Consider the following 13,852-nt stretch of genomic DNA (forward strand, 5'->3'; position numbering starts at 1 on the left):
GCTTGCGATGCCGCTGCCGCTCCCGCATGGTCATGACATGGCGCCGGACGAGGTCACCGCAACCCCTTCCAGGATGGAAGGTTTCGCTGTGTTACTGGCTGACTACGAACGGCATCTGACGGCGGAGAGAGACCTCAGCAGACACTCGGTCCGAGCCTACATGGGTGATGTGATGGATTTAATCGATCACTTGACTCGGCTTGGTCACGATGATCTGACCGGGCTCGACATCCGGGGTCTGCGGTCCTGGCTGGCCAAGCAGCAGAGTCTGGGCAAGTCGCGCAGCACGATGGCGCGGCGCGCGACCGCCGCCCGGGTCTTCACCGCCTGGGCGCGGCGAACCGGGCGGATCGAGACCGATCCCGGCGCGTTGCTGGCCAGTCCGAAGCCGCACAAGTCGTTGCCCGGCGTACTGGGGCAGGCCGACACTCGTGCCGTCCTCGACGCCGCGGCGGTCGCCGCCGATGACGGGAGCCCGGTCGGGCTGCGGGATCTGGCGATCATGGAGTTGCTCTACGCAACGGGTATCCGGGTCGGCGAGCTCTGCGCCATCGATGTCGACGACGTCGACCAGGGCCGGCGGGTGGTTCGCGTCTTCGGCAAGGGCCGCAAGGAACGCTCGGTGCCGTACGGCGTACCGGCGGGGGTTGCTCTGGATGGGTGGCTGGCCGGGGCGCGGCCGAAGCTGTTCCGGCCGGGGAGTGGACCGGCGCTGTTCCTCGGAGCCCGGGGGGCGCGGATCGATCAGCGGACCGTACGGCGGCTCGTGCACGCCCGGATGGAGGCGGTCGACGCGCCGGACCTGTCGCCGCATGGGATGCGGCACACGGCGGCGACCCACCTGCTCGAAGGCGGCGCGGATCTGCGCAGCGTGCAGGAGTTGCTCGGTCACGCTTCGCTGGCGACCACCCAGATCTACACGCACGTCTCGGGTGATCGGCTGCGACGCGCCTACGAACAAGCGCATCCGCGCGCCTGACCTGGGCCTGGATACGGCAGACTGCGGAGTATGCGGGTTTCGGCGAAGTCTGACTATGCGTTGCGGGCGCTGATCGAGATCACCCAGCGATGGGTGGCGAACGATCCCTCGGTGGTGTCGGCCGAGGAGCTGAGTCGCGCGCAGGGGATTCCGCATGGGTTCCTGCAGGGGATCCTCGCCGACCTGCGCCGGGCGGGGGTGCTGTCCAGCCAGCGTGGTCAGTCCGGCGGGTGGAAGCTCGCCGTCGATCCGAACGAGGTGTCGGTGGCCGACGTCATGCGGGCGGTGGACGGGCCGATCGTGAGCATCTCCGGGGTCCGGCCGGAGAGCGTCGCGTACAACGAGCGGGCGGTCGTGCTGCAGCGGGTGTGGATCGCGGCGCGGGCGAGCCTGCGGGACGTGCTGGAGCACACGACGTTGACGGACCTGGCCAAGGGCAAGCTGCCGGCTGGTGTCGAGCGCCGCTCGAAGGACGAGGACGCCTGGCAGGCGCGGGTCCCGGGTAGCTGATCCGGGGTCGGTTGGGTGACTGTTCGGGGACCCGGGGTCGGTTCGGTGAGTGATCGGGTGGGTCATCAGTGGCGCCGGATCAGGAGGCTGCCGATGAGAGTCGCTACGGCCGCCAGGCTCACGACCATGGTGGAGGCGAGGCCGCCTCGTGGTGAGGGTGAGGCCTGCGCCGTCGGCTGGGTGGGTTGGGGCGGGCGCTGCTGTGGGTCGGATGGCGTTGCGGAACGTGGGTGTGGGGTGGCGCTCGGCGGAGTGTTGGCAGGCTGGGGTGGTGGGGCTCCGTGCGGGGTGGTTGGGAGTAGGCGGACTGGGCGGTGGGGGAGCAGGGATAGCGGGTTCAGGTAGGTGGTGGACTCGAGTAGGCCCCAGTGGAGGCAGGTTGCCGGGGCGCAGTGGGAGGCGGCTGCTGAGAGGTGGCCTAGTGGGATGCCTGGGGTGACGAGGGTGCCTACGCGGACTGTGGGGATGACCGGTTCGTAGGTGGTGCGGAGTGGGCCGGTGGTGATGACGATGACGCCGCGGCCGGCGAGGGGGCCGGCGTACGTGACCGTGCCGGAGGTGGCGGACCGGACCTGCTGGCCGGGGGAGCCGCGCAGGTCGAGGCCACGGTGGCCGGGCAGCCAGGGCTTGGGCGGGGGCTCGAAGCCGCGGACGACCTCGGGCCGAGGGCTGAGCGGCCAGACCGCCCCCGGCTGCGCCGGAGCACCGGACGGCACGGTCGGCGAGGCGGGCGTGGGGGTGGTTGGGGCTAGGAGGGCGGCGGTGGCTAGGAGGGTGAGGGGCATACAGGGAATGTGCCGTGGGAAGTGGGGAAGGGGAGTGGGGAATCTTTGGGGTGTGGACAAGTGGGGCCGGTTAGGTTTGGGTGGCGGGTTTCCCGTAGACTTTTGGTGGCGTCCCGCGTGAGTGGGGCGACTTCGCACGCCCGCATGCCCCGAACCTGACTTCAGTACTGACTGGAGGCGGTGGGGGCGCACCACTCGGTCCCGGCTTTCCGGGGTCGGTGCGCGCTGGCGTCAGGCGCAACGGACCAACCCCGGTCCGCTGCGGACCAACCGAGACTGTGCCGTCCGAGTGTGCAACGCCGGGCCGGCACGACAGGAGGAACACCTCATGGCCGTCGTGACCATGAAGCAGCTGCTCGAGAGCGGCGTCCACTTCGGGCACCAGACCCGTCGCTGGAACCCGAAGATGAAGCGATTCATCTTCACCGAGCGCAACGGCATCTACATCATCGACCTGCAGCAGTCGCTGTCGTACATCGACCGCGCCTACGAGTTCGTCCGGAGCACCGTCGCCTCCGGCGGCGCGATCCTGTTCGTCGGCACCAAGAAGCAGGCCCAGGAAGCGATCGCCGAGCAGGCGACCCGGGTCGGCATGCCCTACGTGAACCAGCGCTGGCTGGGCGGCATGCTCACCAACTTCCAGACCGTCAACAAGCGGCTGCAGCGGCTCAAGGAGCTCGAGCTGCTGGACTTCGACGACGTCGCCGCCTCCGGTGTGACGAAGAAGGAGCTGCTGCAGAAGCGTCGCGAGCACGACAAGCTGCTCAAGACCCTCGGCGGCATCCGGGACATGGGCCGCGTTCCGGCCGCTGTCTGGATCGTCGACACCAAGAAGGAGCACCTCGCCGTCGACGAGGCGCGCAAGCTCAAGCTGCCGATCATCGGCATCCTGGACACCAACTGCGACCCGGACGAGGTCGACTTCCCGATCCCGGGCAACGACGACGCGATCCGTTCGGTCGGCCTGCTGACCCGCGTGGTCGCCGACGCCGTCGCCGACGGCCTGATGTCGCGCGGTGGCCAGGGTGCGGCCGCCGCCGGCGAGGAGCTGGGCGCCGAGGAGCCGCTGGCCGCCTGGGAGCGGGAGCTGCTGGAGAGCCAGAACGGCGCCACCGAGGCCAAGGCCGCTGACGCTGCCCCGGCCGAGGCTGTCGAGACGCCGGCCGTCGCCACCGAGGAGGCCGCGGTCGCCGCGACCGACGAGGTTGCCGACAACCCGCCGGCCGCCGAGTCCGCTGTCGTCGCCGAGACCATCGCCGAGGCCGACAACACGCCGGTCGAGGGCACCGAGGCGCCGAAGACCGAGGCCTGACCGGTCTGTCACCGCAGGGCGCTGGAGCGGGCCGCCGTACTACGGCAGCCCAGCCCGGCGCCCGGCGGTGACAAAGCCGCCGGCCAGGTCCGCGCGGCGAATCCCATCAGCTGACGCACCACACAAGACTGAGAGATCGAGGAATGGCGAACTACACCGCCGCTGACGTGAAGCGGCTCCGCGACGCCACCGGCGCGGGCATGATGGACGCGAAGAAGGCGCTCGAGACCACCGACGGTGACTTCGAGAAGGCGATCGAGGAGCTGCGCATCCACGGCGCCGCCAAGGCCGCCAAGCGTGGCGCCGAGCGGTCGGCCACCAACGGCCTGGTCGCCGCCGCGGAGAACGCGATGGTCCAGTTCAACTGCGAGACCGACTTCGTCGCCAAGAACGAGCAGTTCCAGCAGCTCGCGGCCGACATCGTCGCGCACGCGTCGGCCAGCAAGGTCGGCGACGTCGAGGGTCTGCTCGGCGAGAAGCTGGCCGACGGCAAGAGCGTCGCGGAGAACATCGAGGCGCTGGCCGCGGTGATCGGTGAGAAGCTCGAGCTCGGCAAGGTCGCCGTCTTCGACGGCAAGGTCGCGGCGTACATGCACAAGCGTGCCGCCGACCTGCCGCCCCAGGTGGGCGTGCTGGTCGAGTTCGAGGGCGACAACGCCGAAGCCGCGCGGGGCGCTGCCATGCAGGCCGCCGCGATGCGCCCGCTCTACACCACCCGCGACGAGGTCCCGGCCGAGACGGTCGAGAGCGAGAAGCGGATCGCCGAGGCGACCGCCCGCGAGGAAGGCAAGCCCGAGCAGGCGCTGCCGAAGATCATCGAGGGCCGGGTGAACGGCTTCTTCAAGGAGGTTGTGCTGCTCGAGCAGTCCTCGGTGCAGGAGAACAAGAAGACCGTGAAGGCGGTCCTCGACGAGGCCGGCGTGACCGTCAAGCGGTTCGCTCGCTTCGAGGTCGGAGCCTGACGGTTCCCGACCACACCAGCAAAAAGCAGTCGACGAGGAGGCCGGAGTCGTGACGGAAACCCTGGGTACCGAGACGAGTCCGGCCTCCGAGCCGTTCGACCCGGCCTATCGCCGGGTGCTGCTGAAGTTGTCGGGTGAGGTGTTCGGCGGCGGCAAGCTCGGCGTCGACCCCGACGTGGTGAACTCGATCGCCAAGCAGATCGCCGAGGTGGTGCGCTCCGGCGTACAGGTCGCCGTGGTGGTCGGTGGCGGCAACTTCTTCCGCGGCGCGGAACTGCAGCAGCGCGGGATGGAGCGCAACCGGGCCGACTACATGGGCATGCTCGGCACGGTGATGAATTGCCTGGCGCTGCAGGACTTCCTGGAGAAGCTGGGCGTCGAGACCCGGGTCCAGACCGCCATCACGATGGGCCAGGTCGCCGAGCCGTACATCCCGCGCAAGGCCGACCGGCACCTGTCCAAGGGCCGCGTGGTGATCTTCGGCGCCGGTTCCGGGATGCCGTACTTCTCCACCGACACGGTCGCCGCCCAGCGCGCGCTGGAGATCGGTGCCGAGACGCTGCTGATGGGCAAGCAGGGTGTCGACGGGGTCTACGACTCCGACCCCAAGAAGAACCCCGACGCGGTCAAGTTCGACCAGCTGTCGTACGACGACTTCCTGTCCCGCGGGCTGCGGGTGGCCGATGCCACCGCGATCAGCCTGGCCCGGGACAACGCGTTGCCGATCGTGATCTTCGGGCTCGAGGAGGGCAACATCGCCCGCGTCGTCCGTGGTGAGAAGATCGGCACGGTCGTCTCACCCGGTCAGTAGCCAGACCTACTAAGATCACGGCCAACACACGGACTCAGGTCCGTGGTGCAGCAAACCAGCGTTCGTAGGGTTGGACCAGGCCGCACCGACGCGGCCCCGAGGAAGCGAGGAATGTCGTGATCGACGAAGCACTCCGCGAAGCCGAGCAGAAGATGGCGAAGGCCGTGGAGGTCGCCAAGGACGATTTCGCCGCGATCCGCACCGGCCGCGCGCACCCGTCGATGTTCTCGAACATCGTGGCGGACTACTACGGTTCGCCGACGCCGCTGCAGCAGCTGGCCGGTTTCCAGGTGCCGGACCCGCGTACCGTCCTCATCTCGCCGTACGACAAGGGCGCGATGGCGGCGATCGAGAAGGCGATCCGCGACTCCGACCTGGGCGTCAACCCCGGCAACGACGGCTCGGTGATCCGGGTGACGATGCCGCAGCTGACCGAGGACCGCCGCAAGGAGTACATCAAGGTCGCCAAGACCAAGGGCGAGGACGCGAAGATCTCGGTCCGGAGCATCCGCCGGCACGCGATGGACTCGATCGGCAAGTCGGTCAAGGACGGCGAGGCGGGCGAGGACGAGGGCAAGAGTGCTGAGAAGCGGCTGGACGGGATGACGAAGAAGTACGTCGACTCGATCGACCAGCTGCTCAAGCACAAGGAAGCCGAACTGCTCGAGGTGTGATGGGCGTCGACCAGAGCACGCCCGCGCCGAGCCGCGCCGGGCGCAACCTGCCCGCGGCGATCGGTGTCGGGGTCGGTCTCGGTGCGGTCATCATCGGTTCGCTCTTCTGGTACAAGGCTCTGTTCGTGCTCGTCGTGCTGGCCGCGGTCATCGCGGCCGTCGACGAGCTGGTCCGCGTCTTCCACGCCAGCGGCGCCAAGCTGTCCCGGATCCCGCTGTTCATCGGTACGACGGCGATGCTGGTCGCCGCGTACTACGGTGGCCCGCTGGCGCTGCTGATCGCGATGGCGCTGACCGTGCTGGCGACGATCTTCTGGCGGATGCCGGGCGGCTCGATCGGCTTCGTCCGCGACATCACCACCAACGTGTTCCTGATCGGCTACGTGCCGCTGCTGGCCGGGTTCGCCATCCTGCTCGTCCAGCCGGACCACGACGGCCCGCGGCGGGTGGTGACCTTCTTCCTGGTCGTGGTGGCCAGCGACGTCGGCGGCTATGTGGCCGGCGTGCTGTTCGGCAAGCACCCGATGGCCCCCACGATCAGCCCGAAGAAGTCCTGGGAAGGTTTCGCCGGCTCCACGCTGGCCTGCGTCGGCGCCGGGATCGGCTCCGTGGTCTGGCTGCTCGACGGTCACTGGTGGGTCGGCGCGATCGTCGGCGCGATCGCGGTGCTGACCGCGACGGTCGGCGACCTGGCCGAGTCGATGATCAAGCGCGACCTCGGGATCAAGGACATGTCGAACCTGCTGCCGGGCCACGGTGGCGTGATGGACCGGCTGGATTCCTTGCTGGCAACGGCTCCGGCGGTCTGGCTGTTGCTGCATCTACTCGTTTGACGTAGGCGGCGCCGCCGGGTTCGATGGCTGTATGACCATCGCACCCGACGGCCGCTCCCTGCACGGTGACATCGTCCGGCTGGACCGGCTCGTTGCCTCCGACATCGATTCGCTGTACGCCGCGATCGCCAGCGAGAAGGTGTACGCGGCCGGCTTCGGCGGCGGTACTGCCGCGATGCCCACCAGCGTCGGGCACATGCGCGAGACCTGGATCCCCGCGGCCGCCAACCGCGTCGCGTACGTCGTCCGGCTGGCTGCCGATAGCGAATTGGGCGCCGCGGGCACCGTCGTCGGCACGTCGAGCCTGGCCGACGTCGACCTGCACAACGAGCGCACCCATCTCGGCTACACCGGTTACGCGCCGGCGGTCTGGGGCACGAAGGTCAACCCCGCGGCGAAGCTCCTGCTGCTCCAGCACGCCTTCGAGGACTGTGGATTCGGCCGGGTGAAGATCCAGACCGGCCTCGCCAACACGCGCTCCCAGGCCGCGATCGCCAAGCTGGGCGCGACTCGTGAGGGCGTTCTCCGCCGGCACATGAAGTTGGCCGACGGCTCCTGGCGCGACACCGTCGTCTTCTCGATCCTGGCCGACGAGTGGCCGGACGTCCGCAAGAAGCTCCAGGACCGGATCAGCGGCTAGCCAGGCTCCTGAGCCCTGCCAGCTCGCCGAGCAGCCGATAGGACTCCAGCAAGTCGGCGCGGTCGTACGTGTTCGTGGTGATCAGTACTTCGTCCGCGCCCGTCCGCTGCACCAACCCGCCCAGCGCGGTGTCCACCTCCGCAGGGGTTCCGTAGATCTGCCCACTGAGCGACTGCTCGAAGAACCCGCGCTCCTTCTCGGTCATTTCGAGCTCCTGCACGGCAGAGATCGACTGCAGCGGCGGGAAGACGCCACGCGTCCGGGAGTAGGCGCTGGACCACGCTTCAGGCAGCAGTAGTCGCCTAGCCGCCTCAGTCGTCTCGGCCACGGCCACTGTCGCCGCCAGTACGACGTACGGGCTAGAAGCCCACGCGGACGGCTGGTAGTCGGTGCGGTAGCGGTCGATGAGATTCAACAGTTCCTGCTCGCCTTTGACTCCGGCGATCACCAGGGGCAGCCCGAGCGACGCCGCGAGCACAGCGCCTTCCCCGATCGCCAGTACGAACGGCGGCACGGTCAGGCCTTCACCCGGGCGTGCGTGGACCTGCGGGTGACTCTGCTGAGTACCGGTGAAGTACCCGAGCAGTTCCCGCACCTGGTCGCTGAAGTCCTCCGCTGCGTCCTTCTCGACGCCCAGCGCCCGCCTGATCCCGTTGGTGAAGCCGACCGACCGGCCAAGCCCCATGTCGATCCGCCCTGGGAACAGCGACTCCAGTACGCCGAATTGCTCCGCCACCACCAGTGGCTGGTGATTGGGCAGCATCACTCCACCAGTGCCAACGCGGATGCGAGACGTGGAAGCCGCCACCGCCGCCGCCAGCACGGTCGGAGCCGACCCGACCACCCCGGGCACGCTGTGATGCTCAGACACCCAGAACCGGTGGTACCCGAGCTTCTCCACCTGCCCGGCGAGTTCAACGGTCCCGCGTAGCGTCTCCGCCTCTGTCTCGCCCACACGAGTCCGCGACCGGTCCAGGATCGACAGCGGAACCCCTGCGAGCGCAGTACCGGCGTGTGACTCCATGCAAAGTCCAACTGCCCCGTCCCGAGGCCCATTCCCCGGCCGGATTCGATCTGGGTCGAAATCGCCGGTGAAATTTTCACGGCTCTCAGAATGTGATGGAAACCTGATGACAACGCGCTGACCTGCGGAAACACCGCGATGTCAGTCGCTGAGCGTACCCGGACGTGCCCGGAGAGTGGGTTTACAAGGCGGACCGGAAGGAATCCACTGACATGTGCGACGGCCACGGAGGCCGCCGCGTCGAGGGCTTGAGGAGCTCACATGAACAGTGATCTGTTCCAGCCGCCCGTGAGGCTCGGGAGGCGTACGACTACGAAGTTGAAGGCCGTGGCATGCGGTCTGGCCCTGATAGCCGGCGTGTCGATTCCGATGGCCGCGTCGGCCTCAGTGGCCCCCGCTCCGGCGACCACTACCCAATCCGGCGGCGCCAAGGCCAGTACTGGCCTGACCAGCACCACTCTCGCCGCCAACAAGGCCGCTGCGGCCAAGAAGGTGCCGACGCTCGGGAACTCGACCCAGACCCTGCGGTCGCTGAGCATCCAGTTCCAGTACCAGCAGACCGGCTACTGGTGCGGCCCGGCCGCCACCAGGATGGCCCTGTCGGCGCGGATGTCGTCGCCGCCGAGTCAGCAGGAGCTGGCCAACCAGCTGCCCACCACGACCAACGGCACCGACTGGATCGGCCAGGTCACCCGCGTCCTCAACAACCGACTCAACACCGGGTACTACGAGACCAAGGAGATGCCGAACGACCCGCCGACCCAGGCGCAGCGCAACCTGCTCTGGTACGACATCCAGTACGACATCGACCGCGGCTACGCGATCGTCGCCAACATCGTTGCCCCGGCCAACAACCACCCGCCGGGCTACCCGAACTACACGATCTGGCACTACTTCACGGTGATCGGCTACGACACCAGCGACTCGACCGTGCTGATCGCGGACCCGGCCGGCTTCGGCCCGGCGACGTACTGGTTGACCTTCAACCAGCTCGCCACTCTGATCCCGCCGAAGGGCTACTCCGCCTGACCCCGAGCCGACGCGGCGACCCCGGTCGCCGCGTCGGCCGGCGCCGTCCGCCGGGTAGTTTGAGGGCGTGAGCACAGAGCCTCGGTTGGAGATCCAGTACTGCACGCAGTGCCGCTGGTTGATGCGGGCAGCGTGGACCGCGCAGGAGTTGCTGACCACCTTCCCGAAGGAGCTGGGGGAAGTGGCGCTGGTACCGGGGACCGGTGGGATCTTCGACATCTCACTGCAAGGCGAGTTGCTCTGGTCGCGGAAGGCTGAGGGCGGGTTCATCGAGTTGCCGCTGCTCAAGCAGCTGGTCCGGGACCGGATCGCGCCGGACCGGCAGCTCGGCCACTCCGACCGCAAGGCCGACGTAGCCGACGCGGCCGACGCGACCGACGCGACCGACGCGACCGGCGGGACCGGCGCGACGGCTGACGGCGCGACCGGGCTGTGATCCCCGGCACGTCGGGGATGTGAATTTGTGAATGAGAGTGGCCGCGCGCGACAATGGGATGCGATGACTACCTCCCTCCCGCTCGTTTTCGATGAGCCGCGCCGTGCCAAGAAGCCGCCGCGGCACTTGGCCGACCTCACCGGGGAGGAGCGCCGGACCGCGGTGACCGCGCTCGGCGAGCCCGCGTTCCGGGCCAAGCAGTTGTCGAACCACTACTTCGCCCGGCTGACCGACGACCCCGCGGACATGACGGATCTGCCCGCCGCGACCCGGGACAAGCTGGTCGCCGAGCTGATGCCGCCGCTGCTCACCAAGGTCCGTGACCTGGAGTGCGACAACGGCACCACCCGCAAGTCGCTGTGGAAGCTGCTGGACGGTTCGCTGGTCGAGTCCGTGCTGATGCGGTACAAGGACCGCACCACGATGTGCGTGTCGTCGCAGGCCGGCTGCGGCATGGCCTGCCCGTTCTGCGCCACCGGCCAGGCGGGTCTGACCCGCAACATGAGCACCGCCGAGATCGTCGAGCAGGTCGTCGACGGCGCCCGCGCGCTGTCCCGCGGCGAGATCGCCGGTGGCCCCGGCCGGGTCAACAACATCGTCTTCATGGGCATGGGCGAGCCGATGGCCAACTACAAGGCCGTGATCGGCGCCGTCCGCCGGTTCACCGAGCCCTCGCCCGACGGCCTGGGCATCTCGGCGCGTGGCGTGACCGTGTCGACCGTCGGCCTGGTGCCGCGGATCAACCAGCTCTCCACCGAGGGCATCCCGGTCACCCTGGCGCTGTCGCTGCACGCGCCGGACGACGAGCTGCGCGACGAGCTGGTCCCGATCAACAACCGGTGGAAGGTCGACGAGGTCCTCGACGCCGCCTGGGGGTACGCCGAGAAGACCAAGCGCCGGGTCTCGATCGAGTACGCGATGATCCGCGACATCAACGACCACGCCTGGCGGGCCGACCTGCTCGCCGAGAAGCTGGCCGCCCGCGGCGACTGGGGCTGGGTGCACGTCAACCTGATCCCGCTCAACCCGACGCCCGGCTCCAAGTGGACCGCCTCCGACCCGGCCGACGAGCGTGAGTTCGTCCGTCGCCTGCAGGCCGGCGGCATCCCGACCACGGTCCGCGACACCCGCGGCCAGGAGATCGACGGCGCCTGCGGCCAGCTCGCCGCCGCCAACAAGGACTGACCGCGTGCTCCGCCCGGAGTTCGCGGTCAAGCGCTTCGGCGAGCGGTACGACCGGGCTGAGGTCGATGCTCTGGTCGACCGGATCCTCGCGACGGTGAACCGCACCACGGCGCCGTCCGTGACGGTGCCGGAGCTGCGAGGCGCAGTACTTCGTACTCCGCTGCTCGGTCAGGGCTACTCCGCCGACGAGGTCGACGACTTCCTGGCCGACGCCGAGCAGTGGATGCCGGACCGGCCGGTCGCGGTGCGGATGCCGAGCGGACAGCATCGGGAGCCGCCACTCTTCACTCCCGTGCGACTCCGCGAGGGGTACGACGTTCAGCAGGTCGACGAGTTCGTCGATCGGGTGATGGCGACAGTCAACGGGGATCCGGTTGAGCGGCCGGTGACGATCCGGCAGCTCCGCAAGGTGCAGTTCACGCCGGTCCGCATCTCCGAGGGGTACGACGTGGAAGAGGTCGACAACTGGCTCGACCAGGCCGAACGCTGGCTCACCGGCCAGGACTGAGACGCCGGCAGAACCGGCAGCTTTTCTGAACTGGCATGATCGAGCGGTGAAGATTCTCTCGATCCAGTCCGCGGTGGCCTATGGGCACGTGGGCAACTCGGCCGCCGTTTTCCCGCTCCAGCGCATCGGGGTGGAGGTGCTGCCGGTGTACACGGTGAACTTCTCCAACCACACCGGCTACGGCGCGTGGCGCGGGCCGCTGATCAGCCCGGACGACGTCCGCGAGGTCGTGCTGGGCATCGAGGAGCGGGGAGTCTTTCCGCAGATCGACGCCGTGCTGTCGGGGTACCAGGGCGGCGAGGGCATCGCCGACGTGATCCTCGAGACGGTCGAGCGGGTGAAGAAGGCGAACCCCGCGGCGGTCTACTCCTGCGACCCGGTGATGGGCAACGCGAAGTCGGGCTGCTTCGTCGCCCCGGCCATCCCGGTGCTGCTGCGCGATCGGGTGGTCCCGGCCGCCGACATCATCACGCCGAACCAGTTCGAACTGGGATTCCTCACCAACACCGAGCCGGACACCCTGGAGTCGACGCTGGCCTCAGTGGAGCTGGTCCGCGCGACCGGCCCCCGCACGGTGCTCGTCACCAGCGTCGAGCGCCCTGACCGCGAGGACGGCACGATCGAGATGCTGGCCGTCGACGACAGCGGCGCATGGCTCGTCCAGACGCCGTACATCCCGATGAAGGCGAACGGCTCGGGCGACGTCACCGCCGCGCTCTTCACGGCCCACTACGGCCGTACCGGCGATCTGGCCGACGCGCTCGCCCGCGCCACCTCAAGCGTCTTCGACCTGCTCACCCGCACCCACGAGTCGGGCGAGCGCGAACTGCAACTCATCGAGTCCCAGGACGCCTACGCCAACCCCCGCATGCAATTCACCCCGACCCGCGTCGCCTGAGCCGGACCACCCCCGGCCGGTGAAGGCCGGGGGCAGCCGGTCAGTAGATGGTTACGTTGGTGACCGTGGTGTTGGCCGCGAGCGAGCCGCACTGACCACGGCCGAAGTACACGTAGCCGCGCACGATGTCCGGCCGGTTGTACGAGATCACGCCGGCATTGTTGAAGCTGCACCAGTACGCCGCGTTGCCGATCCACACGCCGACCGAACCGGCGTTGGCGAAGCAGGTGAACCGGGTACCGTCGTTGCGGACGTACAGGAACCCGTTGCTGCTTGCGTCGTCGTAACTGCAGAGGAACGCATCGGTCTGTACGGTGGCCGCCGCGGGCAGGGTCGCGCCGGTCAGGGCGGCGACTGCGATCGCACCGGCGGCCAGTGCACGCGACCTCAGCACAGCCGGCCCGCGTACTCGGCCCAGCGGTAGTTGATCGTCGATCCCAGCCACGTCTCACCAGGCCCGACGCACATCTCGCTGGGTGCCAGCGGAGTGCCCCAGATCTTGATCACCACGTAGGTGCTCGGGTCGCAATGGGTGTAGTACGCGTTGATCGACAACAGGTCGGTGTCGAATCCACACGCCAGTTCCACCTTGTCCGTCTGCGCGTTCGCGGCGGGGGCGGTGCTGACCGCGAGACCGGCGCCGATGGCAACGACCGCGACGGCGGCGGTGGCCAGCCGACGGCCGATCACCGGTGCACCGTGATGCAGGCGAAGCCGTTCTCGTGCCACTGCGAGGCGCCTTCGCGCATGTCCGCGCAGATCTGCGAGCCGTCGCGCATGTTCGCGTTCATGTCGAAGTCGACCCAGACCCGGACATAGCCGCAGTCGGCGGTGGCGTTGCGGTGCCACTGCTCGCCGTTCTCGTAGTAGCCCCACAGGTGGAAGGCCCGGCCGCATTCGTAAGGAGCCACCGGGTGTGACCCGGTGATCCGGGACACGAACAGGCCGCTGCCGTTCACGTTGACGCAGACGGTGCCCCACTGCGGGTAGTTGCAACTGCTGGCGTCCATCACCTTCATCTCGCCGTCCGGGGTGAGGACGAACGCCTGGCCCTGACTGGTCTCGGCGGGTATCGGTGCGGCCGTGGCCGTCGTCGCTGTCCACGACAGCATCACGACGAGCACGGATAGTACTGCCAACGGAATCTTGCGCATAGGAGTCCAACCTCTCGGATCATCGGCACCGAAGGGGTCTCGGTGCGCAACGTGATGATCACTGCCGGTCAGCGTCCACAGCAATCGTTTCGATGAGAGCGGTTAACCATCG

General features: G+C 68.6%; 18 protein-coding genes. 13 read left to right on the plus strand and 5 right to left on the minus strand.

The window, feature by feature from the left end; all coding sequences use genetic code 11:
* Positions 1 to 37: 37 nt before the first annotated feature.
* Both ACIA12_RS36165 and ACIA12_RS36170 read left to right on the plus strand, forming a co-directional pair.
* On the plus strand, positions 38 to 979 hold the full coding sequence (locus ACIA12_RS36165; RefSeq protein ID WP_396371851.1) for a tyrosine recombinase XerC: 942 nt from the start codon (positions 38 to 40) through the stop codon (positions 977 to 979).
* Positions 980 to 1,009: 30 nt separating this feature from the next.
* Positions 1,010 to 1,489, plus strand: a complete 480-nt coding sequence (locus tag ACIA12_RS36170; RefSeq protein WP_343977465.1) for an Rrf2 family transcriptional regulator — start codon at positions 1,010 to 1,012, stop codon at positions 1,487 to 1,489.
* A gap of 65 nt (positions 1,490 to 1,554) precedes the next feature.
* Here the strand turns inward: ACIA12_RS36170 and ACIA12_RS36175 are convergent, their stop codons facing one another.
* Entirely contained in the window at positions 1,555 to 2,274 is a 720-nt protein-coding gene (locus ACIA12_RS36175) for a peptidoglycan DD-metalloendopeptidase family protein (protein ID WP_396371852.1), read from the minus strand.
* A gap of 328 nt (positions 2,275 to 2,602) precedes the next feature.
* Between ACIA12_RS36175 and rpsB the strand changes: the two genes are divergently transcribed.
* The 6 genes from rpsB (at position 2,603) to ACIA12_RS36205 (ending at position 7,506) form a co-directional block, all read left to right on the plus strand.
* Positions 2,603 to 3,586, plus strand: coding sequence for a 30S ribosomal protein S2 (gene rpsB, locus ACIA12_RS36180; RefSeq protein WP_396371853.1), 984 nt, complete (start codon positions 2,603 to 2,605; stop codon positions 3,584 to 3,586).
* A gap of 143 nt (positions 3,587 to 3,729) precedes the next feature.
* Positions 3,730 to 4,548 carry a translation elongation factor Ts gene (tsf, locus tag ACIA12_RS36185; protein WP_396371854.1) on the plus strand — a complete coding sequence of 273 codons (819 nt, stop codon included), beginning with the start codon at positions 3,730 to 3,732 and terminating at the stop codon, positions 4,546 to 4,548.
* 49 nt (positions 4,549 to 4,597) lie between these two features.
* Positions 4,598 to 5,359: a UMP kinase gene (gene pyrH, locus ACIA12_RS36190; RefSeq protein ID WP_396371855.1), complete on the plus strand. Its 762-nt coding sequence runs from the start codon at positions 4,598 to 4,600 to the stop codon at positions 5,357 to 5,359.
* A 116-nt stretch (positions 5,360 to 5,475) separates the two neighbouring features.
* Positions 5,476 to 6,033 (plus strand): ribosome recycling factor, encoded by a 558-nt coding sequence (frr, locus tag ACIA12_RS36195; protein WP_328326244.1) that lies wholly within the window; start codon positions 5,476 to 5,478, stop codon positions 6,031 to 6,033.
* A complete protein-coding gene (locus ACIA12_RS36200) occupies positions 6,033 to 6,866 on the plus strand; it encodes a phosphatidate cytidylyltransferase (RefSeq protein ID WP_396371856.1) in 834 nt (277 codons plus the stop codon). The genes frr and ACIA12_RS36200 overlap by 1 nt, the downstream gene beginning before the upstream one ends.
* 31 nt (positions 6,867 to 6,897) lie before the next feature.
* Positions 6,898 to 7,506 carry a GNAT family N-acetyltransferase gene (locus ACIA12_RS36205; RefSeq protein ID WP_396371857.1) on the plus strand — a complete coding sequence of 203 codons (609 nt, stop codon included), beginning with the start codon at positions 6,898 to 6,900 and terminating at the stop codon, positions 7,504 to 7,506.
* Here the strand turns inward: ACIA12_RS36205 and ACIA12_RS36210 are convergent.
* On the minus strand, positions 7,496 to 8,530 hold the full coding sequence (locus ACIA12_RS36210) for an LLM class flavin-dependent oxidoreductase (protein WP_396371858.1): 1,035 nt from the start codon (positions 8,528 to 8,530) through the stop codon (positions 7,496 to 7,498). The two genes, ACIA12_RS36205 and ACIA12_RS36210, sit on opposite strands and share 11 nt — an antisense overlap.
* 261 nt (positions 8,531 to 8,791) lie before the next feature.
* Between ACIA12_RS36210 and ACIA12_RS36215 the strand changes: the two genes are divergently transcribed.
* The 5 genes from ACIA12_RS36215 (at position 8,792) to pdxY (ending at position 12,586) form a co-directional block, all read left to right on the plus strand.
* Positions 8,792 to 9,559 (plus strand): C39 family peptidase, encoded by a 768-nt coding sequence (locus tag ACIA12_RS36215; protein ID WP_396371859.1) that lies wholly within the window; start codon positions 8,792 to 8,794, stop codon positions 9,557 to 9,559.
* Positions 9,560 to 9,626: 67 nt separating this feature from the next.
* Entirely contained in the window at positions 9,627 to 9,995 is a 369-nt protein-coding gene (locus ACIA12_RS36220; RefSeq protein ID WP_396371860.1) for a SelT/SelW/SelH family protein, read from the plus strand.
* A 63-nt stretch (positions 9,996 to 10,058) separates the two neighbouring features.
* Positions 10,059 to 11,180 (plus strand): 23S rRNA (adenine(2503)-C(2))-methyltransferase RlmN, encoded by a 1,122-nt coding sequence (rlmN, locus tag ACIA12_RS36225; protein ID WP_396371861.1) that lies wholly within the window; start codon positions 10,059 to 10,061, stop codon positions 11,178 to 11,180.
* Positions 11,181 to 11,184: 4 nt separating this feature from the next.
* On the plus strand, positions 11,185 to 11,688 hold the full coding sequence (locus tag ACIA12_RS36230; protein WP_396371862.1) for a DivIVA domain-containing protein: 504 nt from the start codon (positions 11,185 to 11,187) through the stop codon (positions 11,686 to 11,688).
* 46 nt (positions 11,689 to 11,734) lie between these two features.
* On the plus strand, positions 11,735 to 12,586 hold the full coding sequence (pdxY, locus tag ACIA12_RS36235) for a pyridoxal kinase PdxY (RefSeq protein WP_396371863.1): 852 nt from the start codon (positions 11,735 to 11,737) through the stop codon (positions 12,584 to 12,586).
* Positions 12,587 to 12,626: 40 nt separating this feature from the next.
* Here pdxY and ACIA12_RS36240 read toward each other — a convergent pair whose 3' ends face one another.
* From ACIA12_RS36240 to ACIA12_RS36250, 3 genes are read right to left on the minus strand one after another with little or no spacing between them, the layout of a single operon-like run.
* Positions 12,627 to 12,980 (minus strand): hypothetical protein, encoded by a 354-nt coding sequence (locus ACIA12_RS36240; protein WP_396371864.1) that lies wholly within the window; start codon positions 12,978 to 12,980, stop codon positions 12,627 to 12,629.
* Positions 12,974 to 13,276, minus strand: a complete 303-nt coding sequence (locus ACIA12_RS36245; RefSeq protein WP_396371865.1) for a DUF6355 family natural product biosynthesis protein — start codon at positions 13,274 to 13,276, stop codon at positions 12,974 to 12,976. Before ACIA12_RS36245 ends, ACIA12_RS36240 begins: the two co-directional genes overlap by 7 nt.
* Entirely contained in the window at positions 13,273 to 13,740 is a 468-nt protein-coding gene (locus ACIA12_RS36250) for a hypothetical protein (protein ID WP_396371866.1), read from the minus strand. Before ACIA12_RS36250 ends, ACIA12_RS36245 begins: the two co-directional genes overlap by 4 nt.
* Between the last annotated feature and the right edge of the window lie 112 nt (positions 13,741 to 13,852).

The organism is Kribbella sp. NPDC051620, from assembly GCF_044453825.1.
Taxonomy (GTDB): domain Bacteria; phylum Actinomycetota; class Actinomycetes; order Propionibacteriales; family Kribbellaceae; genus Kribbella.

Bases quoted from the DNA above. Each gene is read 5' to 3' on its own strand.
- ACIA12_RS36165 (WP_396371851.1), top strand. From the start codon at position 38: ATGGCGCCGGACGAGGTCACCGCAACCCCTTCCAGGATGGAAGGTTTC.
- ACIA12_RS36170 (WP_343977465.1), top strand. From the start codon at position 1,010: ATGCGGGTTTCGGCGAAGTCTGACTATGCGTTGCGGGCGCTGATCGAG.
- ACIA12_RS36175 (WP_396371852.1), bottom strand. From the start codon at position 2,274: ATGCCCCTCACCCTCCTAGCCACCGCCGCCCTCCTAGCCCCAACCACC.
- rpsB (WP_396371853.1), top strand. From the start codon at position 2,603: ATGGCCGTCGTGACCATGAAGCAGCTGCTCGAGAGCGGCGTCCACTTC.
- tsf (WP_396371854.1), top strand. From the start codon at position 3,730: ATGGCGAACTACACCGCCGCTGACGTGAAGCGGCTCCGCGACGCCACC.
- ACIA12_RS36200 (WP_396371856.1), top strand. From the start codon at position 6,033: ATGGGCGTCGACCAGAGCACGCCCGCGCCGAGCCGCGCCGGGCGCAAC.
- ACIA12_RS36205 (WP_396371857.1), top strand. From the start codon at position 6,898: ATGACCATCGCACCCGACGGCCGCTCCCTGCACGGTGACATCGTCCGG.
- ACIA12_RS36210 (WP_396371858.1), bottom strand. From the start codon at position 8,530: ATGGAGTCACACGCCGGTACTGCGCTCGCAGGGGTTCCGCTGTCGATC.
- ACIA12_RS36215 (WP_396371859.1), top strand. From the start codon at position 8,792: ATGAACAGTGATCTGTTCCAGCCGCCCGTGAGGCTCGGGAGGCGTACG.
- rlmN (WP_396371861.1), top strand. From the start codon at position 10,059: ATGACTACCTCCCTCCCGCTCGTTTTCGATGAGCCGCGCCGTGCCAAG.
- ACIA12_RS36250 (WP_396371866.1), bottom strand. From the start codon at position 13,740: ATGCGCAAGATTCCGTTGGCAGTACTATCCGTGCTCGTCGTGATGCTG.